Genomic DNA, 24672 nt, shown 5'->3' on the forward strand with positions numbered 1-24672 from the left:
AATTACCTCCTTCGGTGGTACTGTTTCTTACTATTATTATACGCTATTTCTCGTCAAAAATCAACCATTTGTTGTGACAGAGCCTAAATAAAAAGAGTACAGAATTTATCTGTACTCTTTTTATTTCTGTTTATATTTAGATTTCTATTTTTATATTTATTTTTTCTTTTTAAGCATATAACCTATAGCTAAAATAATAATCCATAAAGGTAAAATATACAAAGCATTTCTAGTATCAGGAATTTGATACATCATGAATGCAATAAAAATCAAAAATACAATACATAAATAATTGATGATTGGATAACCAATAGATTTAAAATGTAAATCTTTATCTTGCCCTAAACGAGCTTTAGCTTTTCTAAATTTCAAATGTGTAACAATGATGATAAACCAACTAACAAGTACCGCTGCTACTGCAATAGAAACTAGATACATAAATACTTTTCCAGGGAAAAGATAATTTAAAACTACTGCGATTAATGTAATTCCTGAAGAAATAAAAATGCCAACCATTGGCACGCCATTTCTAGTTAAAGCAGTTAAAATCTTAGGAGCATTTCCTTGACTAGCTAAACCATATAACATACGTGAATTACTATAAATAGCACTATTATAAACAGATATAGCCGCTGTTAATACTACTATATTCAATAAATTTGCTGCAGCAGGTATCCCAATATTAGAGAAAATCTGTACAAATGGACTTGCTTCTAATCCCACTTCATTCCATGGATATAAAATCATTAAAACGACTAAAGTACCAATATAAAAAATAAGAATTCGCCAAATAACTTGGTTTATAGCTTTAGGAATAGATTTTTGTGGTTCATCTGCTTCACCTGCAGTAATACCGATTAATTCTATACCGCCAAAAGAGAACATAACTACTACTAAAGAAAGAGCAAGACCCCACCAGCCATTTGGCAAGTAACCGCCATGACTCCAAAGATTGCTGAGATTTTCAGGAAATGTTCCCATATCTGTACAAATAATATATATACCAAAAATAATCATACAGCAAATAGCAACTACTTTAATAATAGCTGTACAAAATTCAAATTCACCATATAATTTTACATTGATTAAATTAATCACTGTGATGATAATTAAACAAATAAGAGCAGAAAGCCATTGTGGTACATCTGGCAACCAATAATTTATATAAATACCTACAGCTGTTAATTCTACCATACTAACGATGACATAATTCATCCAATAATTCCAACCAGATAAAAAACCTACGAATTCATGCCAATAAGTATTTGCATATGAACTAAATGAGCCAGAAACTGGATTATCTACAGCCATTTCTCCTAACATGCGCATGATAAAAAATATTACACAGCCACCAATTAAATAAGATAGTGAAATAGCTGGCCCAGCCAATTGAATTGTTGAAGCCGAACCATAAAATAGACCTGTACCAATAGCGCCACCTAAAGCAATCATCTGTAAATGACGATTTTTCAAACCACGCTTTAGACTTTGCTGTGAATTTGTTTTCATTTTAATTCCCTCCATCAATCAAATAAGGTAATTAATTAAAAACCCTGTAGGTTTTCTATTCCTACAGGGTTTAATTATTAATAGTACAAATAGATGTTACTATTATACACTATTTTATTTGTAATTTAAAAGACCTTTTTCACCAGCAACAACATTTTGTCCAATTTTAAAAACTTCAACTTTATTATTGCCAGTAAAAGCAATAGGAGATACGAGTGATTTACCTGCTTCTTGTACAGCTTCTAAATCCACAACTACTAAAACATCACCTTGTTTTACTTCATCACCGACTTTTATATTAGAAGAAAAACCTTCGCCTTCCATTTCAACTGTATCAATTCCAATATGAATTAATACTTCTGTGCCGTCTTCTTTAGCTTCCAAACCAAAAGCATGACCAGTAGGGAAAGCAGCTGTTACTTTAGCATCAAAAGGTGCAACAACTGTACCATCTGTTAATTCAATACCGCAACCATCACCCATCATTTTTTGAGCAAATGCAGGGTCTGGAATATCGCTCATAGCCACCACTTTACCTGTCATCGGTGAAACAAAATTTTTTTCATTAGACTGAAATAGTTTTGAAAATAATCCCATTTATTTATCCTCCAAAATCTTAAACATACTACTTACGTTTTTTATTTATTATATACTAAGCTAGTATTACATTGCAATAAATATTCTAAATCATCATTAATTTTTGCAATTTAATTTCAAAATTTACTATAAAAAAAGACTTAATCTGTGATATGCACCCAAAATTAAGTCTTTTTTATATCATTAATATATATTTATTAAATTTAATCTGTCAATTTAAGTAATCTTTTACCATCTGCAATCGCCACAACGGTTATGATGATGTCTGCCACCATCACGATAGCCATCACCATTGCCATCACGGTAACCGCGACCATAGCCACAACCATATCCATAGCCTTCGCCATCACAAAGAGCTTGTCTTTCTTCAATAGAAGCTAAAATTTTATCTGCTTGTTCTTGAGTAAATCTGCCATCTGCTACACGTGCTGCTAATTGATCTTTTCTAAGTTCTAAAATTTCTGCTTTAAACTCATCTAATTTGCCAGCTTCTTTAGCGATAGTGCCAAAAGATTTACCTGTATCGTGTCTTTCATCAATAACACTTTCTACGCTACGACCAGTGAGTCCAGCAACTATTTCTGCTGGATTATTATAAGCAGATGTCGCAAAAGCTGTAGTTGCAACGCTCAATGCTAATAATCCTGTAACGATAATTTTCTTTAAGTTTTTCATATTTATTCCTCCCTACTTATCTCTTATCTTTGATTATATTATAGCAAGACTTTTTGTCAAAATTATGTCTTTTTTGTTTTATTTTAATGGTATTTTAAAAATAAATTTTGCCCCACCATCAAAATTATTTTGAGCAATTAATTCTATATTATGTCTTTCTGCTATCTGTTTTGCTATAGCTAAACCTAAGCCTGTACCTACTTTATTATGCTCACCATGAGTTTTGTAAAATCTATCAAAAATATGTGGCAAATCTTTTTCATTTATGCCTATGCCATAATCACGAATAATAATTGTGTCATTTTTAGCCAAAACATCTACCTTATTATTTTCAAAAGAAAATTTGATGGCATTATCTAATATAATCAAAAACATTTGACGGAGTCTTCCATAATCACCAGAAATTTTTAAATTAGGATTTTTTAAATTAATATTTATATTAATATTTTTATTTTTAGCAATCTGTCTTGCACTTCTAACTACATCAGAAATTACATCATTTAAATTTAACTCCTGCTTTTCAATCGCAAAATCTGGATTTTGTAATCTGGATAAATCAAGCAAATCCCCTACTAATCTTTGCAAAAATTTAGCTTCATTTAACATCTGTAAATGATATTCATCAATTTGCTTAGGGTCTGTAATAATCTTATCACAAAGTGCTTCTAAAGAGCCTCTAATAACCGTTACTGGTGTTCTAAGTTCATGTGATATATTAGACACAAAATCCTTTCGCATTTGTTCTAATTTTAAACTTTCTTTACTAGCTTCATCTAAACGTCCAGCTAATAAATCCATTACATTTGCCAATTCTCCAACTTCATCTTTCTGTTTTATATTACATTTAGCCTGATAATTACCTTCGGCTAATTGCATTGCCACAGATTTCATCTTTGTCAAAGGTTTAGTGAAAAAATATGAAAATAATATTGCTAAAGCTAAAACAATAATAAGTGCTAAAATTATACTTATGCCCAAAATCATAAGCCCTTGATAAATCCCATCAGTGGTACCTTCTACAGGCGAATGCAACAATACAGCTCCCCATACTTTTCCATTTGCATCTTTTATCGGTACACCTACAGTTAATGTCAATTGCGATAAAACATCACTAAATCCTTCACTAAATACTGTTTTATCTTGAAAGACTTCTCTGATAACTTCACTAGCATTTGGTGGCAACTCAGAAAAAGTATAATTTGCATGCATCATTTTATGATGTTGCATATTTCTTGGTGTGATGACATTCATATTCTCGTCTACAATCCAGACATTATAGCCCATAATTTCACTACTAAAATATAAATGCGCGCCATATCCCATACCATTATATCGTCTACCTGTTGATAATGATTGTGCTAGCGATTGCGCATAATTTTGTAATTGCATCTTATGCAAATCCACAGTATATTGCTTGAATAATACTAAAAACACACCACTGATTATAATGGAAAAAATTATCAAGGCTAGTGCAAAACTTAAGCTTAATTTTAGAGCTATTTTATTGTTTAACATCATCACTTACCTCAAATTTATAGCCAACTCCCCAGATAGTTTTTATTTCCCACTTATCATGAGGATATTTTTCCAATTTAGCACGCAATCTCTTTATATGGCTATCTACTGTTCTACTATCGCCGATATAATCATATCCCCATAATTTATTCAATAACATATCACGAGAAAAAACTCTATCTTTTTTTGTAGCTAAAGTCCATAAGATTTCAATTTCTTTTTTTGTAAGTGATAATACTTTATTATCTATACTCACTGTATAATCAGCTAAATTTATCTGTAAATTATCATAACTAAAAACTTGTAAATTTTCTGTTTTAGGCTGAATACGTCTTAAAATAGCCTTTATTCTAGCCATTATCTCTCCTGGCGAAAAAGGTTTTACTATATAATCATCAGCACCGATTTCCAGTCCCATAATCTTTTCAAAATCTTCACCACGAGCAGTAATCATTATAATTGGCACATTAGAAGTTTTGCGAATTACTCGACACACTTCAAAACCATCTATTTTAGGCATCATGACATCTAATAAAATAATATCTGGTCTCTCCCTTTGAAATACATCTAAAGCCTCTTGTCCATCTACAGCAATAACAGTTTGATATCCTTCCTTTCTAGCATAAGCTTCTAAAATAGAAATAATTTGTTTATTATCATCTACAATCAAAACCTTCATAAAAAAACTCCCTTTATATCTATATTTTTTATTCTAAAAGTTTATAAAAAAAGTGCATAAGATAAAGTAAAAACTTTTTCTTACACACTTTTAGCTTACCCTATTTTTATATTACAAACAAGGTGAATATATTTAGATTTTTTCAGTAGTGGAAATAGCAGGTTCTTTAGCTACAGCATCTGCTTGTTTTTCTTCTACTACTTCAGCATTTTTCACTTCTTCTGTAGTGGAAGTTTCTTTTTCTTCGCTATTTGCTTCTTTGATTTCGCAAACGCCTTCTAAGCTACCAGTTTCCATGATAATTTTTAAATCTTTTTCTTCTAAAGTTTCTTTTTCAATCAAAGCTTTAGCGATTAAATGAAGTTTATCTATATTTTCGATTAATAATTTACGACATTCATCGTAAGCTTCTTCAATATAACGACGAACTTCTTTATCAATAGCACAAGCTACATCTTCACTGTAATTGCGTTGATTATTGAAATCACGACCTAAGAATACTTGATGATCTTGTCCATCACCAAAAGCAATCGGACCTAATACATCACTCATACCATATTGAGTAATCATACTACGAACTAAACCAGAAGCTTGTTGAATATCATTAGAAGCACCTGTACTGATTTCTTTAAGTACAACTTCTTCAGCAACACGACCACCGAGCATAGTTTTCAATCTATCAAGTAACTCTCCACGTGTAGCATAAGAGCGATCTTCTTTTGGTAACATTAAAGTATAACCGCCAGCTCTACCACGAGGAATAATTGTTACTTTATGCACAGGATCAGCATTTGGTAATAATAAACCGATTAACGCATGACCGCCTTCATGATATGCAGTTAGACGTTTTTCACGATCACTGATTACTTTAGATTTTCTTTCAGGACCTGCAATTACACGTTCTATTGATTCTTCTAAAGAATTCATAGAAATAGTCTTTTTATTTCTACGTGCAGATAAAAGCGCAGCTTCATTTACGAGATTACTTAAATCAGCACCTGTAAAACCTGGTGTACGGCGAGCTAATACATCAAGATTAACATCACTATCTACAGGTTTACCTTTTGTATGCACTTTTAAAATAGCTTCACGACCACGAACGTCTGGTCTATCAACAACGATTTGTCTATCAAAACGTCCTGGACGTAAAAGAGCTGGGTCTAAGATATCTGGTCTATTTGTAGCTGCGATGATAATAATACCTTCATTAGCTGCAAATCCGTCCATTTCAACGAGTAATTGGTTAAGTGTTTGTTCACGTTCATCATGACCGCCACCTAAACCTGCTCCACGCTGACGACCAACAGCATCAATTTCATCGATAAATACGATACATGGTGCATTTTTCTTAGCTTGTTCAAATAAATCACGAACACGAGATGCACCAACACCAACGAACATTTCCACAAAATCAGAACCACTGATAGTGAAGAATGGAACGCCAGCTTCACCAGCTACAGCTTTAGCAAGTAAAGTTTTACCTGTACCTGGAGGGCCAAATAATAATACACCTTTTGGAATTCTTGCACCAAGGTCATTGAATTTCTTTGGATGTTTTAAGAACTCTACAACTTCAGCAAGTTCTTGTTTTGCTTCATCAGCACCAGCAACATCACTGAAAGTAACTTTTACTTTACCATCACCCATCATTTTGGCACGGCTTTTACCAAAGCTCATTACACGGCTACCGCCACCTTGTGACTGTTGCATGATGAAAAACCATACACCAATGAGTAAAAGCATAGGAAGTAAAGAAGAAAATAATGTTGTCCACCATGGTGTTTCAGGCGGATTTTCTGCTTTTATATCTACGCCATTATCGCGAAGAGTTTTTACAAGTTCTTCATCGCTATTTGGATATCCTGGAGTAATAGTTGTAAATTCTGTACCATCTTTCAATGTACCTTTAATATTGCTATTTTGCATAACAACTTTAGCTACATTTTTGTCATCGACTTGTTTTACAAATTCAGTGTAATTTATTTCTTGTTTATTGCTTGTATCTACTGAAAAATGGTCGATTACAGTTATTGCTACAAGAATGATTAACAAGTAAAAACCCACATTCCTCAAAAATTTATTCAATCTTATGCCTCCTCATAGCATTGTCTTCAAATCATAATGATTAATTATATCATATAAACACGTTAATTAATAGTTATTCTATGTTAATTATCATTATTTTGTATATACTTCTGGTTTTAAAATACCAATATATGGTAAATTACGATATTTGCTATCATAATCTAAACCATAGCCAACTAAAAATTCGTTAGGCACTTCAAATCCTACATAATCAACTTTTACATCAACTTCTCTACGTTCAGGTTTATTTAATAATGCACATAATTTTACGCTAGCTGGATGACGAGATTCCATATTTTTCAATAAATAAGATAAAGTAAGACCAGAATCTACGATATCTTCAATGATGATAACATGTTTGCCTTCAATGCTAAAATCTAAATCTTTTAAGATTTTAACTGCACCGCTACTAGTAGAACCTTTACCATAGCTAGATGCTGCCATAAAATCAAAAGATACAGGAACATTGATTTCACGCACTAAATCAGCATAGAAAATAATAGCACCTTTTAAAATACCAATAGCATAAATTTCTTTTCCAGCATAATCACGATTGATTTCAGCTGCAATTCTTTTTACACCTTCACGTAATTGCTCTTCTGTATAAAGTACACTCTGGATATCATCTTTCATTGTTTTCATAATTTAAAACCCACCTAATTATTATTTTTTTAATTTTAAATATAGTATATGTTTACTATTTTTATTTACTAAATAATTATTATCTTGTTGTATACCAGCTATCCAAATAATTCCCTTTTCATCACAAACCAAAGGAATTTTATCTCTATCTTCTGCCGGTATCTTTCTATCAATTAGAATGTCTTTTACTTTTTTACTACCTGTCATGCCTTTAGGAGTTATTCTATCTCCATTTTGTCTTTTGCGAATAAATAAATCTCCATTAATCTTATCCATATCAATAAAACAATGTTCTCGACCAGATAATTTCATGACCTCATCTTGCCCACAAATTTTATCTATAATCAATGATTGTTCATAAGGCAATTTTATTTCTTTTTTCGTCAAAAGTAAACCTAAATCTATTTTTATGGATATATTTTGCTCTTTTTCCTCAGAATTTTCAATTGGCAAAATTTCTTTTTCACTAAAAGTTAATCTATCATAATTTATCTTTACTTGCAAATTCTTCGGTAATTGCAAAATTAAACCAGTATGTCCATTGTATAAAAACTTATCAATTTTATCAATATGAACAAAACTAATATTTTCTAAATTCCTTTTAAATTCTTTTATAATATACCTATATAAAGCATTTCTTATTGCCTTATGTTCTTGTTTCAATACTTTGATATCTATTTTTATAAATTTTCTGCCTTGATTATCTATATCTACTATGACTTTATCTTGATAAAAATTTTTTACATAGTAATTTATAAAATCATTTTCTTGAGCAATAATCTTGGCACTATTGCAAATAGCTGTTACTACTTTTGGATTATATGCTTTTAATCTAGGGATTAAATCCAAACGTATACGATTGCGTTCATAATCTAAACAATTATTTGTTTCATCTAAACAAGGATTGATATTTTCAGCTGAACAATATGCTTCAATTTCCTCACGATATAAACATAAAAATGGTCGTATAATATCTTCATTTTTAGCTTTCATACCGCTAAGACCTGCTGTTCCTGCACCTCTTAAAAGATGCTGTAATACAGTTTCTGCTTGGTCATTTAAATGATGTGCTGTTACTATCTTTGTGACATTTTGTGCTTTCGCTATTTTGCGTAAAAATTGATAGCGCAATTTTCTAGCCAAAGTTTCTACAGATAATTTTTCTGTTTTAAGATGCTCTAATACATTTAAATGTTCCATAAAAAAAGGAATATTTTTTTGCTCGCAATAATTTTTTACATACCATGCATCATTTAATGAACTTTCCTTGCGAATACCATGTTCAGCATGAGCTACAATAATCTCTAATTTATATTTAACACTGAGTTTTTGGAAGATATCCACAAGTGCCATGGAATCTGGCCCACCAGAACAAGCAATCAATAATTTATCATGAGCCTTAAATAAATCATATTCTCTAGCAAAATTTTCTACGCGCTCAATTATTTCCATTATATTTATTACATCTACATTATTATTTACGCTCATAAAAAAATTACCTCAAGATTAAATTCATATTCATATAATTTTCCAGCTATTAACAAAAAGCACTCTTTAAAAAATTAAAGAGTGCTTCTTAGTTTTATTCATATTTACGAGAACCGCCACCACGGCCACCACGTTTAGAATCTGTCTTACGACGTAAATCAGTAAGTTTTTCATCACTATCTTTTAAAAACTTGGATAATTTATCTTCAAAAGAAGCGCCGCTATTATTGTGTTTACGGAAGTCATTATTAAATTGCTTACGAGGAGCAGGACGATAATTACTACTCTGTGCAGAACGAGTATTTTGTTCTTCGACTTTTTTCTCCTGTAATTGTTTAATAGATAAACCTATTTTTCCATGGTCATCAACACTTAGTACTTTAACTTTGACTTTGTCTTTTTCTTTCAAAAAATCATTTACATCTTTAACGTAAACATCTGCAACTTCAGAGATATGTACTAAACCAACTTTTCCACCAGGTAATTCAACAAAAGCGCCAAATTTAGTAATACCTGTTACAACACCTTCTAGGATATTGCCAACTTCGATTGACATACTACTTTTATGTCCTCCTTAAGATAATTAGCTTTAAGCTTTTATTATTATAACCTTGCTAAACAAATAGTGTCAATAAAATGTTATTCTTTTTCTTCAGAAATATATGGCACTTCGCCTGGTTTTGTCATACCTAGCTCTTCACGAGCTACTTTTTCCACATATTCAAGCTTATTTAAATTATCTTTTTCTCTACTTAATTCTTCATTTATTTGCTTTGCTTTATTTAATCGCTCTTCGGCTATAATAGTCTGTTCTTCTACTTGGCTTAAATATACTTCTTGTTTAATAATTATAAATCCCAGATAACCAATCATTATCACAAAAGCGAATATTATAAACCGCTCCATTATTTTTCTGAACATATTTTCACCTATTAATTTATATTTCCCTAATACTAATCTAAACCTAACATATTTGCAATAACATCTGCTATATTATCGGAAGCATATGGTTTCTTTAACACCTTAGCATTATTTCTAAGTTTTGGCAAAATAGTTGCATCAGATAATACTTCACGTACTACCGCATCTAAGGTATCTTGATGTTTCACCCAAATGGCAGCTCCATTATCAGAAACAAATTTTGCATTATCCACCTCTGGCCCTGGTATTGGGTCATGTAAAATCATTGGTAATTCTCTAGTCAATGCTTCACTTATTGTAAGCGCACCAGGTTTACTGATTAAAAATGTAGCCACAGACATAAATTCTTGAATATTATGCGAATATCCCCATACGAAAATTTTATGCTTGGAATGCTGTGCATATTCATTCATCTCTGACCAAAGCGCTACATTTGCTCCTGTAATTACGAGAATTTGAATATCTTTTTTCAAGCGTTCTAATTGGCAAAGTGCATTTTTTACGCCACCTAAACCGAGACCGCCACCCATAATCAAAGCTACAGGTTTATCTTTTTCCAATTTGAATTTTGCCAATAAATCATCTCGATTATAATCTACACGGAAATTATATCCCACAGGTATACCTGTAACAAAAATACGTTCTTCTAATAAACCTTGATTTACCATTTCTTTTTTCAATAACTCATTAGCAGTAAAATAAATATCAATATTTTTATATAACCAAAATTGATGTACACAAAAATCTGTCATCACTGTGATTAAAGGAATATTTATTTCTCCTGTTTGCTTTAGATAAGATGCAGCTGCACATGGAAAAGGATGTGTACAAATAACCATATCAGCTTCATATTTTTTTATAAGCTCACGCATATCTTTTTTCATAGCATGAGCAAAAACAGATTGTATTGTACTTCCTTTTGTAGAATCTGATGTAAATTTATAGAAAAATTCATACACGCTTGGTGTATGGTCGAGCATCTTTAAATATATATCTTTAACTAGACTATTGAAATAGGCTGTTTCTGTTGACATAAAATCAATAACATTTATTTTATTGACAGGATATTTTCTCTTTATCGCCTCTGCAACAGCATTGGCAGCCTTATTATGACCAGACCCCATTGATGCTGTAACCACTAGAATATTTTTACCTGACATATATTTTCCCCCAGATTATCAACTTAGTTCAATCATATTTTAATTTCGAATTTGTTAAATATGTATTAAAGTCTTCTTATTACTTGCAATAATTTACATTTTATCATATTCATTTTATACTGTAAAACAAATAGCTATTAATTATATGTAAAAAATAAATTAAATACTATCTATAAAAATCAAGTATAGGAGGTAATATTTATTTATGAATAAACGTTGGGAAATTCTACCCATTGATGAAAAAAAACAAATCTTATTAGAAAAGAATTTGCATATATCTTCTAGTCTAGCTGAAATTTTAACTAGAAAAAATCTTGATGAAAACTCAGCTAAATTATTTCTCAATCCCACAAAAATTCCCTATCATGACCCTTTTTTGCTAAAGGATATGGAAAAAGCTTGCCAAAGACTTTTATTAGCTTTAAAAAATAAAGAAAAAATCTGCATTTATGGCGATTATGATGTAGATGGTGTCAGCTCCACTGCCCTTTTAATGACAGTTTTTACTAAATTAGGCTTTAATATAGACTATTATTTACCTGACCGCCATAGTGAAGGCTATGGTCTTCATATCGAGTCCTTACAAAAATTAATACCTAAATATGATTTATTAATCACTGTTGACTGCGGTATTACAGCTCTTGATGAAGTTGATTATGCCAAAGATAAAATCGATATGATTATCACAGACCACCATTTACCTCGTGAAATTCTTCCTGACGCCTTTGCTATTATCAATCCTACACAAACACAATGCAGTTATCCCAATAAAAATCTTTGCGGTGTAGGGGTAGCCTTCAAACTTTGTCAAGGACTATATCAAAGCTTAAATAAAGATATTCATGAATTAGAAAATTATTTGGATATTGTAGCTTTAGGCACTATAGCCGATATTGTACCTCTTGTTGACGAAAATCGTCGCATTGTCAAAAAAGGATTAGCTAATATTCAAAACTTAGGTATAAAAACTTTAATTGAAATCTGCCATTACGATGAAAATAATATAAATACAGGTCATATTGGTTTTGGTGTAGCTCCTCGCTTAAATGCTGCTGGAAGATTGACTCATGCTAGTATTGCTGTTGAACTATTATTAGCCACTGATAAACAAACAGCTCATCAAAAAGCATTATATCTAGATGAAGAAAATAAACAACGCCAAGAAATTGTAGAAGATATTTTTCACGAAGCTGTCAAAAAAATTGAAGAAAATAATCTTCAAGAAAATAAAATCATCATTGTTATTGGCGAAAATTGGCATGAAGGTGTTATCGGTATAGCAGCTTCTCGCCTACAAGAAAAATATTATCGACCTATAATAATCATAGCTACTAAAGATAATATTGGTAAAGCCTCTTGCCGTAGCATAGATGGACTCCATATGAAAAATGCCCTCACTTATTGTGAACAAGATTTAATGGTTTATGGAGGTCATTCCAAAGCAGCAGGTTTTACGATTGATTTAGCTAAATTAGATGATTTTATTTCACATATGCAAACATATGCTAATGAACATTTAACAGATGAAGATTTAATACCAATTTATCAAGTAGAAACAGTTTTAACACCTCAAGATATAACCATGGATTTTATTGATGAATTATCTTTACTTGAACCTTTTGGCATGGGAAATCCTAAACCACAATTTGTCTGTCAAAATCTCTTAGTCACTAAAAGCATGAAAATGGGCAAAGAAAATAATCATTTACGTTTTAATTTTGCTTATAATAATACACAATATACTGCTATTGGTTGGCATATGGCAGATGTTGCCGATGATATAAATAATAAATATGTAGATATTTTATTCCAGCCTGAATTAAACCACTGGAATGACCATACTTATCTACAATTTAAATTGAGTGATTTACGTCAAAGCAAACAAAAAATTTCTTATCTAGAAGAGTTTCCTGCTTATGACACAATCGGTAAAATATATCTTTGTCTGCGCAATCAAGAAAAAAAATATGGTCAAAATATATTTTCCCTTAAAGATTGTCAATCTTTATTAAAACAAATTTACAATCTAAATTTATCTGATTACAGTATAAAACAATGCCTGATTATTTTAAGTGAAATTAACATTTTAACGATAAATCAAGATAAAATTAAATTATTATCTTTACCTAATCAAAAAATAGATATAAAAAATTCCCCAACTTTTGCTAAACGATTTAATCTACAAAAGCTTTAAAAACCTTGATAAATTGACTTAAAATAATTTATTATATATAATTATAGAAGTTTTTTATTAGTAAATAATCAAAAATTTCAACTTAAAATATTGGAGGTAGATTAGTTTGAAGTATATGAGCGGAAAAGAACTCCGTAGAAGATACCTTGACTTTTTTGTCAAAAATGGACATTTAGAACTTCCTAGTGCATCTTTAATTCCAAAAGATGACCCTAGCTTATTGATGATTGGTGCTGGTATGGCTCCTTTCAAAGCTTATTTCACAGGTAAAATGACACCACCTTGCACTCGTATCACTACAAGTCAACGTTGCGTTCGTACTGGTGATATTGAAAACGTAGGTCGTACAGCTCGCCATCATACTTATTTTGAAATGCTTGGCAACTTCTCCTTTGGTGATTATTTCAAATATGATGCTATTAAATGGGCTTGGGAATTTTTAACTGGAGAATTAGAACTTCCAAAAGATAAACTTTGGGCTACAATCTATCCTGATGATGAAGAAGCATATAAAATTTGGACAACAGAAACTGACATCAATCCAGAACATATCGTTAAATTAGAAGATAACTTCTGGGAAATTGGTAGCGGTCCTTGTGGTCCTGACTCTGAAATTTTCATTGACCTCGGTGAAGAACGTGGTTGTGGTAGCCCTACATGTGGCGTTGGTTGCGATTGTGACCGTTATCTTGAAATTTGGAACCTTGTATTTACTCAATTTGATCGTACTGAAGATGGAAAATACAATCCACTTGTACATAAAAACATTGATACAGGTTGTGGTCTTGAACGTCTTGCTTCAGTATTACAAAATAAACCATCTAACTTTGAAACAGATTTAATGTTCCCTATCATTGAATATGCTAGCAAAGTTGCTAATAAAGAATATGGCAAAGATAAAGAAACAGATATTTCTTTAAAAGTTATTGCTGACCATGCTAGAAGTATTTCCTTCATGGTTATGGACGGTATCTTACCTTCTAATGAAGGTCGTGGCTATGTACTTCGTCGTTTATTACGTCGTGCTGTACGTCATGCTCGTATGCTTGGCATCGAAGATAAATTCTTAGCTGGCGCTGTTGATGTAGTTGCTGAAATCTACAGTGGTGTTTATGATGAACTCACAAATAGAAAAGATTACATCAAAAAAGTAATCAGCTTAGAAGAAGACCGTTTTGCAACTACATTAACTCAAGGTATGGATTTATTAAATGCTGAAGTTGAAAAACTAAAAGCTGAAAATAAAACTGTTCTTGATGGTGAAGTTGGTTTCAAACTCTATGATACTTATGGTTTCCCTTGGGAATTAACAGATGAAATTCTCCATGAAAATCATATGACTTTAGATAAAGAAGCTTTTGATAAAGCTATGAACGAACAACGCACTCGTGCACGTAATGCTCGTGGCGAAAACAAACGCATGGATATTCCTGATTTACGTGATAGCAATATCGGTGAATTAAAAGTTGATGAAACTGCTCGTCAAGCTAAAATCGTTTGCATTTGGAAAGATGCTAAAACTACAAATAGCCTTGAAGACGGCGATGAAGCTGGTCTTATCTTAGACGTTACACCATTTTATGCTGAAGGTGGCGGACAAGAAGGCGATATTGGTAGCTTAAAAACAGATATGGGTAAAGCCCAAGTTATCGATACTAAAAAATTACCTGATGGTTCTGTTTATAATATTGTTCATGTAACTGAAGGTAGTCTTCATGTTGGAGATACTGTAGAAATAACTGTAGATATGGAAAATAAACTCGCTTCTGCACGTAACCATACAGCAACACATCTTTTACAAGCTGCTTTAAAACGTGTTGTTGGCGACCATATCAATCAAGCTGGTTCTGCTGTAAATGCTCATCATTTACGTTTTGACTTCTCTAGCTTTGAACCAATCTCTGCTGAACAATTACAACAAGTAGAAGAAATGGTAAATGCTGAAATTTTAACAGGTAAAGATGTAGAAATTTCTCATATGAACCAAGAAGATGCTAAAAAAGCTGGTGCTATGGCATTATTCGGTGAAAAATATGGCGATATCGTTCGTGTAGTTACTGTACCTGGATTTAGTATGGAACTTTGCGGTGGTAGCCATGTTAAAAATATTGGTCAAATCGGCATGTTCAAAATCATCGGCGAATCTGGTGTAGCTGCTGGCGTTAGACGTATTGAAGCTATCACTGGTAAAGCTGCTATTGATTATATGAATGCTAAAGCTAAACTTTTACAAACAGCTATAACAACTTTAAAAACTAACGAAAGCAATCTTTGCGATAAAATTGCAAACCTTCTTCAAGAAAATAAAGAAATGAAAGCTGAAATTGCTAAAGTTCAAGCTGAACGTGCTAAAGCTGATTCCAATAAATTATTAATGGCATTAAAAGAATATAATGGTGTCAATGTAATTGTTGGTAAAATTCAAGCTGCTAACATGGATGAACTTCGCAACAATGCAGACCTTCTTTGCAACAAATTCGATAAAGCTGGTGTAGTTGTTCTCGGTGCTATACTCAACGATAAAGTTAACTTCGTTGTAAAAGCAAATAAAGACGGTGTAGCTCGTGGCTTACACGCTGGTAAAATCGTAAAAGAAGTAGCTATGATGGCTGGCGGTAACGGTGGCGGTCGCCCTGATATGGCTCAAGCTGGTGGTAAACAGCCAGAAAAATTAAATGATGCTTTTGTTAAAGCTCATGAAGTAATTCAATCTCAAATTAAATAATTATATTTAAACTAGCAAGGAGGCTAATTATCTAGCCTCCTTTTGTTTTCTTAAAGTAATATTGACTGTTTTTAAAACTATTTTTTTGTTATAATTAGTACATAGATTATAGATTAATCTACTATATGACAATATATAGATATTTGAGGTGATTATTATGTCCAACATTAAAGATGAAACTATGATGTTTAATTTTGGTGCAGATGATGATAAAGCAGCAAAAGCACTTTGCTTATCTTGCCGTGCTATGCTTGAAAAAGGTTACAGTCCAATCAATCAATTAGTTGGTTATCTTTTATCTGATGATCCAGCTTATATTACAAGTAACAAAAATGCTAGAAATGAAATTCGTAGACTAGGACGAGATGAATTACTAGAAGAACTTGTACGTTTCTATTTAGAAAACAATGAGAATATAAAAAAAGGTGAATAAATATTTATGAGAATAATGTCCCTTGATATCGGTGATAGAACTGTTGGCATTGCCGTAAGTGATGAACTTTTATTCACAGCACAAGGTGTGGAAACAATTCGCCGTAAATCTTATAAACATGATTTAGCTCGTATTCGTGAATTAAGCAAACAATACGAAACTAAAAAATTTGTCGTTGGCTTACCTAAAAATATGAATGGTACAGTTGGCGAACGATGCGATATTGTAAAACATTTTACAGATAAAATCCTAGAAGATATTCCTGATGCTGAAATTATCTTTTGGGATGAACGTTTATCTACTGTTGCTGCTGACCGTTATTTATTAGAAGCTGATGTCAGTCGTGCAAAACGCAAAAAAGTTATTGATAAAATGGCTGCTGTATTTATTTTACAGGGCTATCTTGATAGTTTAAAATAACTTAAATTTTATGATTTCATTTGGAGACTTTTTATTTATATGACTAGAATTGATAGACGAAATGCAGACCAATTGCGTCGTTTTAAAATAACAAAATACTTTCAAAAATATCCAGCTGGCTCTGTTTTAATTGAAACAGGCAATACTAAAGTAATTTGTGCTGCTACTATTCAAGATGGCGTTCCTTCATTTTTACGTGGTAGCGGTACAGGCTGGTTAAATGCTGAATATTCTTTACTTCCATCAGCGACATTGACCCGTTCTCCTAGAGAAGCCTCTCGTGGTAGACAAAATGGCAGAACACAGGAAATCCAACGTCTTATAGGACGCTGTCTTCGCAGTGTTATGGATTTTAAAGCTTTAGGTGAAAGAACAGTCATTATTGACTGTGATGTAATTCAAGCCGATGGTGGTACGCGAACAGCTTCAATCACTGGAGCTTTTGTTGCATTAGCTGAAGCTTTAGCCACTATCTACGACCCTAAAAAACCATTTCCATTAAAAGATTTCATGGCTGCTATAAGCGTAGGTATCTCTAAAGATAATGAACCTATATTAGATTTATGTTATGAAGAAGATTCTACTGCTATAGCTGATATGAATATCGTCATGACAGGCGAAGGGCATTTTGTAGAAATTCAAGGTACTGGTGAAAAACAACCTTTTACACATGAACAATTCAGCAAAATGCTCGCCTATGCTCAAAAAGGTATTGATGAATTAATCTCTTATCAAAAAGATATTTTAGGTAATGACTTAGTTTGGAAAATAGGAAGGATTCCATGATGAAAAAAATTATTGTAGCTACAAAAAATCAAGGCAAAATAAAAGAAATGATAAATGCATTTAAAAATTTACCTGTAGAACTTCATTCTTTAAGTGAATTTGGCCCTTTACCTGATGCTGTTGAAGATGGTACTACTTTTGAAGAAAATGCTATCAAAAAAGCAAAATTTTACGCTCAAAAAACAGGCTATGCTTGTTTAGCAGATGATTCAGGTTTAACCATTGATATTTTAGATGGAGCTCCTGGTATTTATTCAGCTAGATTTGCTGGTTATCATGCAGACGATTTAGCTAATAATAAAAAAATGATTGAAGAGCTACAGAAAAAAAATGTAGAGCAATCAACTGCTCAATATGTTTGTTCTTTGGTCTTTGTAGATACTGATGGCAAAACATTAACTTGTACTCAAAAATGTGAAGGTATCATTCGCATTTTCGCTCAAGGAAATAATGGCTTTGGTTATGACCCATATTTTTTTGTTCCTGATTTGCAAAAAACTATGGCTGAATTAACTATTGAAGAAAAAAATAATATTAGTCATCGTGGCAAAGCACTACGTGAAATGGAAATCCAACTAGGTGAATATTTAAAATGAAAATAGGAATTATGAGTGATAGTCATCATGATCTATCTGCTATTGATGATGCAATTTGTCTAGCTGACGATGTAGATTGTTGGCTTCATGCTGGTGATAGTATTGATGATGCTGGCTATTTAGCTGATGTATCTAAAAAACCTGTATATGCTGTTCCTGGTAATATAGATTGGTTTTCCACTAAGCCAAAAGAAATATTAGTAGAAATTGCTGGCAAAAAAATATTTTTGACCCATGGTCATAAATATAATGTAAAATGGACAACTAAATATCTATATGAACAAGCCTCTAAATTAGGTGCAGATATAATAGTTTATGGTCATAGTCATGTAGGTAACGAAGAGCATGTAAATGATAAAATAATCATTAATCCAGGAAGTGTTTCTGAACCTCGAGATGGTCTAGACCCTTCTTTCATGATAATTGATATAAATAATGAAAAAATAAATCTTCAACGCATATTTTTAAAATAAAAGTTTTTTATATTTAAGATAAATATTTATAATGATTTTATATATTTATTTAATAAAATTATGTACTAAAATAAATAACTTTTTATATTTTTTAGTCTATAAATATATTTTATTTATAAAAGTGAACAGCCTTCAACTTTAATAATATTAAGGCTTCCAGCCATTTTAGGTGTTGAAAGACATTCAAAAATATGCTAAAATTTTCATTACATGAGGATATTTTTATCCAATTTGTTCGTGATAAATCCCCCACTACTTTTAACCAGTGGTGAGAGTTAATTTATTAGAGATGGGACAGATCTCAAAATAGATAAATTCTTATTTATTTAAAAATTTTCTACTTAAAAAATATATACTTATTAAGTAAAAATATGTCCTTAACCGTTAGTCATTAATGGGGATTGCCTAAATTTAGGAAGTTTAATAAAACAATGACTAAATATTTTAATCCATTGGAGGGGTTATGGTGCGTACAATCCAAGCAGAACAAATCACTCAAGAAGTAGCGCAGATGTGTAAAGAAGCTGCCTACTATTTACCAGGAGATGTGTTTGCCGCATTAGAAAGAGGTAGACTTAGTGAAAAATCTCCAGTAGGAAGAGAAGTACTCGACCAAATTATCACAAATGCAAAAATTGCAAAAGAAGAAGACAGACCTATTTGCCAAGATACTGGTATGACTATTGTTTTTGTTGAATTAGGTCAAGATGTTCACATTGAAGGCGGCAACTTAAATGACGCTATCAATGCTGGTGTAGCTAAAGGTTATACTGAAGGCTATTTACGTAAATCCGTTGTAGCTGAACCACTTTTCGATCGTAAAAATACTCAAGATAATACACCAGCTGTTATCTACACAGAAATCGTTCCTGGCGATAAATTAACTATCCAAGTTGAACCAAAAGGTTTCGGTAGCGAAAATAAATCTGGCTTAAAAATGCTTGTACCAGCTGATGGTGTAAAAGGCGTTAAAAAAGCAGTTATGGATATTATCCTTCATGCTAGCTGCAATCCTTGCCCACCAATGGTTGTTGGTATTGGTATTGGCGGTACTATGGACCGTGCTGCTGTTATGTCTAAAAAAGCATTACTTCGTCCAACTAATGTTCGTAATGCTCATCCTGAATATGCAAAACTTGAAGAAGAGCTTTTAGAATTAATCAACCAGACAGGTATTGGTCCACAGCTCGGTGGTACAACAAGTGCTCTTGCTGTTAATATCGAATGGGGTCCTACTCATATCGCTGGCCTTCCTGTGGCTGTAACAATTTGTTGCCATGCATGCCGTCATTCTAAACGCGTATTATAATTTATTCGGGAGGTACATTTAAATGGCTGATAAAATTCGCATTACAACACCTTTGACTGAAGAACAGTCTCGTAAATTAAAAGTAGGCGATAGCGTTCTTATTTCTGGCGTTATCTATAGCGCACGTGATGCTGCTCATAAAGTTATGACAGAAGCACTTGCTCGTGGTGAAAAACTTCCAATTGATTGGAACAATCAAATTGTTTATTATCTTGGACCAACTCCAGCTAAACCTGGTAATCCAATTGGTTCTTGCGGTCCTACAACTTCTGGTCGTATGGACGCTTATACTCCTACAATGCTCGAACAGGGTATTAAAGGTATGATTGGTAAAGGTTCTCGTGATAAAGCTGTTATCGAATCCATGAAGAAAAATGGTGTTACTTATTTTGCCGCTGTTGGTGGTGCTGCTGCACTTATTTCCAAATGCGTAAAAAAATATGAAGTAATCGCTTATCCAGAACTTGGTCCTGAAGCACTTGCAGCTCTTACTGTTGAAGATTTCCCTGCAATCGTAGTTATTGACTCTGAAGGTAATAATTTCTATGAAATGGGTCAGGCTCCATATCGCACTTTAGATATGGATAAACTTTAATAATTAACAAAATCCTGAGCTCCTTTATTATCTTCTAGGAGGAGCTCAGTTTATTTTGCGAACCGTGGGACACACGGGGATAGCCATCTATCATTTATATTACATATAATTAATATATGGAAGCTTTTTTAAGCATGTCATAAGGTGTGTAAATTTTCCCTATGAAAATTAAAAAGTACAGGAGGTTCAAGGATGATTCACACAACATTTTATATTCGCAGATTACATTCCCTCTGCGGTATTGTTCCTGTAGGTTTATTCTTACTCGAACATATCTTTACAAACTCTATGGTATTAGGTGGACCAGCTCCATTCAATGCAGCAGTTGAGCATCTTGCATCTATTCCACATGAAATTATGCTTCCTTTGGAAATTTGCTTCATTTTAGTTCCATTCCTTTTCCATGGTCTTTATGGTTTGTACATTTTAATGCAAGCTAAAAACAACGTAAAAAGCTATGGTTATGCTCGCAACTGGAATTTCTATTTCCAAAGAATAACTGCTGTTATTATCTTCCTTTTCTTAATCTGGCATGTTGTTTATCTCCGCATTATGGTAAAAGGTGGCGGTACTCCTATTTCCTTCGAATTATTACAAGCTTATTTCCAAAATCCGCTTGTATGGGGTGCTTATACAATCGCTATGATTGCATCTATTTTCCACTTCTTTAACGGTCTTACTACATTCACTATGACATGGGGTATTGCAAAAGGTCCTCGTATCCAGACTTTCTTCTCTCGTGTATTCATGGCAATTTTTGTAGTATTATCCCTTTTAACAATTGCTTTCATGAGCATGTACTGGTTTTAATCTATAAATTCTGATATAAGGAGAGACTCACGTGAAATCTACAAAAAAAATCATCGTTGTCGGTGGCGGTTTATCCGGTCTTATGGCTACGATTAAAATTTGTGAATCTGGCGGTATTGTAGACTTATTCTCTTATTGCCCAGTAAAACGTTCCCACTCCCTCTGTGCACAGGGTGGTATTAATGCTTGTATGGATTCCAAAGGTGAACATGATACTGTTTGGGATCATATCGATGATACAATTTATGGTGGCGACTTCCTTGCTGACCAATTAGCAGTTAAAGGTATGTGCGAAAACGCTCCAAAACTTATTAAAATGTTCGACCGCATGGGTGTTCCTTTCACTCGTACACCAGAAGGTAACCTTGACCTTCGTAACTTCGGTGGTGCAAAACATAAACGTACTTGCTTCGCTGGTGCTACTACTGGTCAACAGCTTTTATATGCTCTTGATGAACAAGTTCGCAAACTTGAAGTAAAAGGCAAAGTTAAAAAATACGAATTCTGGGAATTCGTTCACATCATTAAAAACAAAGAAGGCATCTGCCGTGGTATTACTGCTCAGAACATGAATTCCATGGAAATTGAAGCTTTCCCAGCTGATGCAGTTATCTTAGCAACAGGTGGTCCTGGTGTTATTTTTGGTAAATGTACAGCTTCTACAATCTGTAACGGTTCTGCTGTTTCCGATGTATACCAAGAAGGTGCTTACCTCGGTAACGTTGAATTCATTCAGATTCACCCAACAGCTATTCCAGGTGAAGATAAAAACCGTCTTATGTCTGAAGCAGCTCGTGGTGAAGGTGGTCGTGTTTGGACTTACAAAGATGGCAAACCTTGGTACTTCCTCGAAGAAAAATATCCAGCTTATGGTAACCTCGTTCCTCGTGATATCGCAGCTCGTGAAATTTATCAAGTTTGCGTACACATGGGTCTTGGTATCAATGGCGAAAATCGTGTATACCTCGATCTTTCCCACATTGATGCAGATTACTTAAACCGTAAACTCGCTGGTATCATGGAAATCTACGAAGAATTCGTTGGTGACGACCCTCGTAAAGTTCCTATGCAGATCTTCCCTTCCGTTCACTATTCCATGGGTGGTATTTGGGTAGACCGTAAACACAGAACAAATATCCCTGGTTTATTCGCTTCCGGCGAATGTGACTATCAGTACCATGGTGCTAACCGTCTTGGTGCTAACTCCCTTCTTTCCGCTGCTCATTCTGGTACTATTTCTGGTCCAGAAGCTATTCGTTGGGCTAACGGTGATTCCGCTTGGACAATTGAAGGTAAAACTATTGCTGAAGACAATGGTGCTGCTCTTACTGATGCAGAACTTGCTGCAGCAAAACAACAGACTGTTGATGAATTTGAAAAAATCATGAATATGAAAGGCGACGTTAACGCTCATAAACTCCATATGGAATTAGGCGAACTCATGCTTCGTTACTGCACAATTGAACGTATTAACAAAGACCTTGAATATTGCTATGAAGAAGTTAAGAAAATCCTCAAAAAATGGGATCATATCGGTCTTACTGATACTAGTCGCTGGGCTAACCAAGAAGCTATGTTCGTACGTCAGCTTCGCAACATGATCATCTACGCTCTTGCTATTTGTAAAGCAGCTCGTATGCGTGATGAAAGCCGTGGTGCTCACTTCAAACCAGAATTCCCTAACCGTGATGACGAGCATTTCTTAAAAACTACACTTGTTAGAATGAACCCTGAAACTTGTGAACCAGAAATCAGCTATATCGATTTTGATCACTCCTTAGTTAAACCTCGTCCACGTCGTTATGATGTTACTAAAGGAGGCAAAAAATAATGGCAGATACTAAAAAAACTGTTCATTTGATTATTGAACGTCAAGATAGCCCTACTGGCAAACCTTACACAGAAGAATTTGAAATTCCTTATCGTCCTGCACTTAACGTAGTTGCAGCTTTAATGGAAATTCAGAAAAACCCTGTAACTAAAGATGGCAAAAAAACTACTCCTGTAGTTTGGGAATGCAACTGCTTAGAAAAAGTATGTGGTGCTTGTATGATGGTTATTAATGGTCGTGCACGTCAAGCTTGTGCTTCTCTTATCGACAAACTTCCTCAACCAATCCGCATTGCTCCAGCTCGTACTTTCCCTGTAATCCGTGACCTCTTAATCGACCGTAGCGTTATGTTTGAAAGCCTCAAACGTATCCAAGGTTGGATTAATGTTGATGGTAGCTGGGAAAATCGTGAAGCTCCAATTCAAAACCCATATACTGCTGCTACAGCATATGAAATTTCCCACTGCATGACTTGTGGTTGCTGCTTAGAAGCTTGCCCTAACGTTGGTCCTCAGTCTGACTTCATCGGACCTGCTCCAACAGTTCAAGCTTATCTCTTCAATTTACATCCATATGGTAAATTTGACAAAGAAAAACGTCTTAATGCTCTTATGGAAAAAGGCGGTATCACTAGCTGCGGTAACAGCCAAAACTGCGTAGAAGCTTGTCCAAAACACATCAAATTAACTACTTACCTTGCTCAGTTAAACCGTGATGTAAATAAACAAGCTCTCAAAAATATCTTTGATAAATAATAAAAGATATATCAATCAAATAACAAAAGGAGTTAGTTTAAAACTAACTCCTTTTTATTATCAAAAAAACAGCACCTTAAAAGGTGCTGTTTTCTATTTCACATCTTATTGTCTAAAGTAATGATAATTGTCTTTTATCTCAACTAATTCATCTAATTTTACATTTAAAGCTTTTGCAATAGACGCTATTACTAAAAAAGTTGGTTGGCGTTTATCATTTTCTATAAAGCTAACCATAGCTGTACTAATACCTGCTCTCATAGCTAATTGTTTCTGAGTCATCTTTTTTTCATGTCTTTTTTCGCAAATATTATATTTAATTGTCATAATACAAAGCTTCCTTTCAATATTGGATAATGGGGTGAATAATCCCAATTGCAAATAAAAAGTAGCTTTGTTTGTAATCAAAAACATACATCTCATTATCTAAATACTAAATAATATTTTATTATTTATTTTTATTTATGGTTTTAG

24 protein-coding genes are annotated in these 24672 nt (G+C 33.1%); 12 read left to right on the plus strand and 12 right to left on the minus strand.

The window, feature by feature from the left end; translation table 11 throughout:
• Positions 1 to 156: 156 nt before the first annotated feature.
• The 11 genes from AC5LAX_RS10125 to AC5LAX_RS10175 form a co-directional block, all read right to left on the minus strand.
• Entirely contained in the window at positions 157 to 1509 is a 1353-nt protein-coding gene (locus AC5LAX_RS10125; RefSeq protein ID WP_008537265.1) for an amino acid permease, read from the minus strand.
• A gap of 114 nt (positions 1510 to 1623) precedes the next feature.
• Positions 1624 to 2106: a PTS sugar transporter subunit IIA gene (locus tag AC5LAX_RS10130; protein ID WP_018999428.1), complete on the minus strand. Its 483-nt coding sequence runs from the start codon at positions 2104 to 2106 to the stop codon at positions 1624 to 1626.
• A 228-nt stretch (positions 2107 to 2334) separates the two neighbouring features.
• A complete protein-coding gene (locus AC5LAX_RS10135; protein WP_117584701.1) occupies positions 2335 to 2781 on the minus strand; it encodes a DUF2680 domain-containing protein in 447 nt (148 codons plus the stop codon).
• A 78-nt stretch (positions 2782 to 2859) separates the two neighbouring features.
• The gene (locus AC5LAX_RS10140; protein ID WP_117584702.1) at positions 2860 to 4299 is read right to left on the minus strand and encodes a sensor histidine kinase; all 1440 of its coding nucleotides are present in this window, start codon (positions 4297 to 4299) and stop codon (positions 2860 to 2862) included.
• Complete coding sequence (locus tag AC5LAX_RS10145; RefSeq protein ID WP_117584703.1) at positions 4283 to 4975, minus strand: response regulator transcription factor; 693 nt, start codon at positions 4973 to 4975, stop codon at positions 4283 to 4285. Before AC5LAX_RS10145 ends, AC5LAX_RS10140 begins: the two co-directional genes overlap by 17 nt.
• Before the next feature lie 132 nt (positions 4976 to 5107).
• Positions 5108 to 7060 (minus strand): ATP-dependent zinc metalloprotease FtsH, encoded by a 1953-nt coding sequence (gene ftsH / locus AC5LAX_RS10150; protein ID WP_008537257.1) that lies wholly within the window; start codon positions 7058 to 7060, stop codon positions 5108 to 5110.
• A gap of 93 nt (positions 7061 to 7153) precedes the next feature.
• Positions 7154 to 7702, minus strand: a complete 549-nt coding sequence (hpt, locus tag AC5LAX_RS10155) for a hypoxanthine phosphoribosyltransferase (RefSeq protein WP_115151951.1) — start codon at positions 7700 to 7702, stop codon at positions 7154 to 7156.
• A gap of 21 nt (positions 7703 to 7723) precedes the next feature.
• Positions 7724 to 9190 (minus strand): tRNA lysidine(34) synthetase TilS, encoded by a 1467-nt coding sequence (gene tilS / locus AC5LAX_RS10160; protein ID WP_266286922.1) that lies wholly within the window; start codon positions 9188 to 9190, stop codon positions 7724 to 7726.
• Positions 9191 to 9284: 94 nt separating this feature from the next.
• Positions 9285 to 9746 (minus strand): S1 domain-containing RNA-binding protein, encoded by a 462-nt coding sequence (locus AC5LAX_RS10165; RefSeq protein ID WP_288909255.1) that lies wholly within the window; start codon positions 9744 to 9746, stop codon positions 9285 to 9287.
• 83 nt (positions 9747 to 9829) lie between these two features.
• On the minus strand, positions 9830 to 10063 hold the full coding sequence (locus AC5LAX_RS10170) for an FtsB family cell division protein (protein ID WP_018999432.1): 234 nt from the start codon (positions 10061 to 10063) through the stop codon (positions 9830 to 9832).
• An 80-nt stretch (positions 10064 to 10143) separates the two neighbouring features.
• On the minus strand, positions 10144 to 11271 hold the full coding sequence (locus AC5LAX_RS10175) for an MGDG synthase family glycosyltransferase (protein ID WP_288909254.1): 1128 nt from the start codon (positions 11269 to 11271) through the stop codon (positions 10144 to 10146).
• 205 nt (positions 11272 to 11476) lie between these two features.
• Between AC5LAX_RS10175 and recJ the strand changes: the two genes are divergently transcribed.
• The 12 genes from recJ to sdhB all read left to right on the plus strand — a co-directional run bounded on the left by recJ (position 11477) and on the right by sdhB (position 24198).
• The gene (recJ, locus tag AC5LAX_RS10180; protein WP_288909253.1) at positions 11477 to 13465 is read left to right on the plus strand and encodes a single-stranded-DNA-specific exonuclease RecJ; all 1989 of its coding nucleotides are present in this window, start codon (positions 11477 to 11479) and stop codon (positions 13463 to 13465) included.
• 106 nt (positions 13466 to 13571) lie between these two features.
• Positions 13572 to 16190, plus strand: coding sequence for an alanine--tRNA ligase (gene alaS, locus AC5LAX_RS10185; RefSeq protein WP_288909252.1), 2619 nt, complete (start codon positions 13572 to 13574; stop codon positions 16188 to 16190).
• A 157-nt stretch (positions 16191 to 16347) separates the two neighbouring features.
• Positions 16348 to 16623 carry an IreB family regulatory phosphoprotein gene (locus tag AC5LAX_RS10190; RefSeq protein WP_008537248.1) on the plus strand — a complete coding sequence of 92 codons (276 nt, stop codon included), beginning with the start codon at positions 16348 to 16350 and terminating at the stop codon, positions 16621 to 16623.
• A gap of 6 nt (positions 16624 to 16629) precedes the next feature.
• Positions 16630 to 17043 (plus strand): Holliday junction resolvase RuvX, encoded by a 414-nt coding sequence (gene ruvX, locus AC5LAX_RS10195; protein WP_008537247.1) that lies wholly within the window; start codon positions 16630 to 16632, stop codon positions 17041 to 17043.
• A gap of 39 nt (positions 17044 to 17082) precedes the next feature.
• Positions 17083 to 17829 (plus strand): ribonuclease PH, encoded by a 747-nt coding sequence (gene rph, locus AC5LAX_RS10200; protein WP_091694407.1) that lies wholly within the window; start codon positions 17083 to 17085, stop codon positions 17827 to 17829.
• On the plus strand, positions 17829 to 18425 hold the full coding sequence (locus AC5LAX_RS10205; protein ID WP_008537245.1) for an XTP/dITP diphosphatase: 597 nt from the start codon (positions 17829 to 17831) through the stop codon (positions 18423 to 18425). The genes rph and AC5LAX_RS10205 overlap by 1 nt, the downstream gene beginning before the upstream one ends.
• Positions 18422 to 18898 (plus strand): metallophosphoesterase family protein, encoded by a 477-nt coding sequence (locus AC5LAX_RS10210; protein WP_008537244.1) that lies wholly within the window; start codon positions 18422 to 18424, stop codon positions 18896 to 18898. The genes AC5LAX_RS10205 and AC5LAX_RS10210 overlap by 4 nt, the downstream gene beginning before the upstream one ends.
• Before the next feature lie 463 nt (positions 18899 to 19361).
• Positions 19362 to 20207 carry a fumarate hydratase gene (locus AC5LAX_RS10215; protein WP_008537243.1) on the plus strand — a complete coding sequence of 282 codons (846 nt, stop codon included), beginning with the start codon at positions 19362 to 19364 and terminating at the stop codon, positions 20205 to 20207.
• A 22-nt stretch (positions 20208 to 20229) separates the two neighbouring features.
• The gene (locus tag AC5LAX_RS10220; protein WP_015563110.1) at positions 20230 to 20802 is read left to right on the plus strand and encodes a Fe-S-containing hydro-lyase; all 573 of its coding nucleotides are present in this window, start codon (positions 20230 to 20232) and stop codon (positions 20800 to 20802) included.
• A 192-nt stretch (positions 20803 to 20994) separates the two neighbouring features.
• A complete protein-coding gene (locus AC5LAX_RS10225) occupies positions 20995 to 21612 on the plus strand; it encodes a succinate dehydrogenase/fumarate reductase transmembrane subunit (protein ID WP_008537240.1) in 618 nt (205 codons plus the stop codon).
• An 82-nt stretch (positions 21613 to 21694) separates the two neighbouring features.
• The gene (sdhA, locus tag AC5LAX_RS10230; protein ID WP_051081863.1) at positions 21695 to 23443 is read left to right on the plus strand and encodes a succinate dehydrogenase flavoprotein subunit; all 1749 of its coding nucleotides are present in this window, start codon (positions 21695 to 21697) and stop codon (positions 23441 to 23443) included.
• Complete coding sequence (sdhB, locus tag AC5LAX_RS10235; RefSeq protein ID WP_008537238.1) at positions 23443 to 24198, plus strand: succinate dehydrogenase iron-sulfur subunit; 756 nt, start codon at positions 23443 to 23445, stop codon at positions 24196 to 24198. Before sdhA ends, sdhB begins: the two co-directional genes overlap by 1 nt.
• 105 nt (positions 24199 to 24303) lie before the next feature.
• Here sdhB and AC5LAX_RS10240 read toward each other — a convergent pair whose 3' ends face one another.
• Entirely contained in the window at positions 24304 to 24525 is a 222-nt protein-coding gene (locus tag AC5LAX_RS10240) for a helix-turn-helix domain-containing protein (protein ID WP_008537237.1), read from the minus strand.
• Positions 24526 to 24672: the final 147 nt, after the last annotated feature.

This window comes from Megamonas sp. (assembly GCF_986095205.1).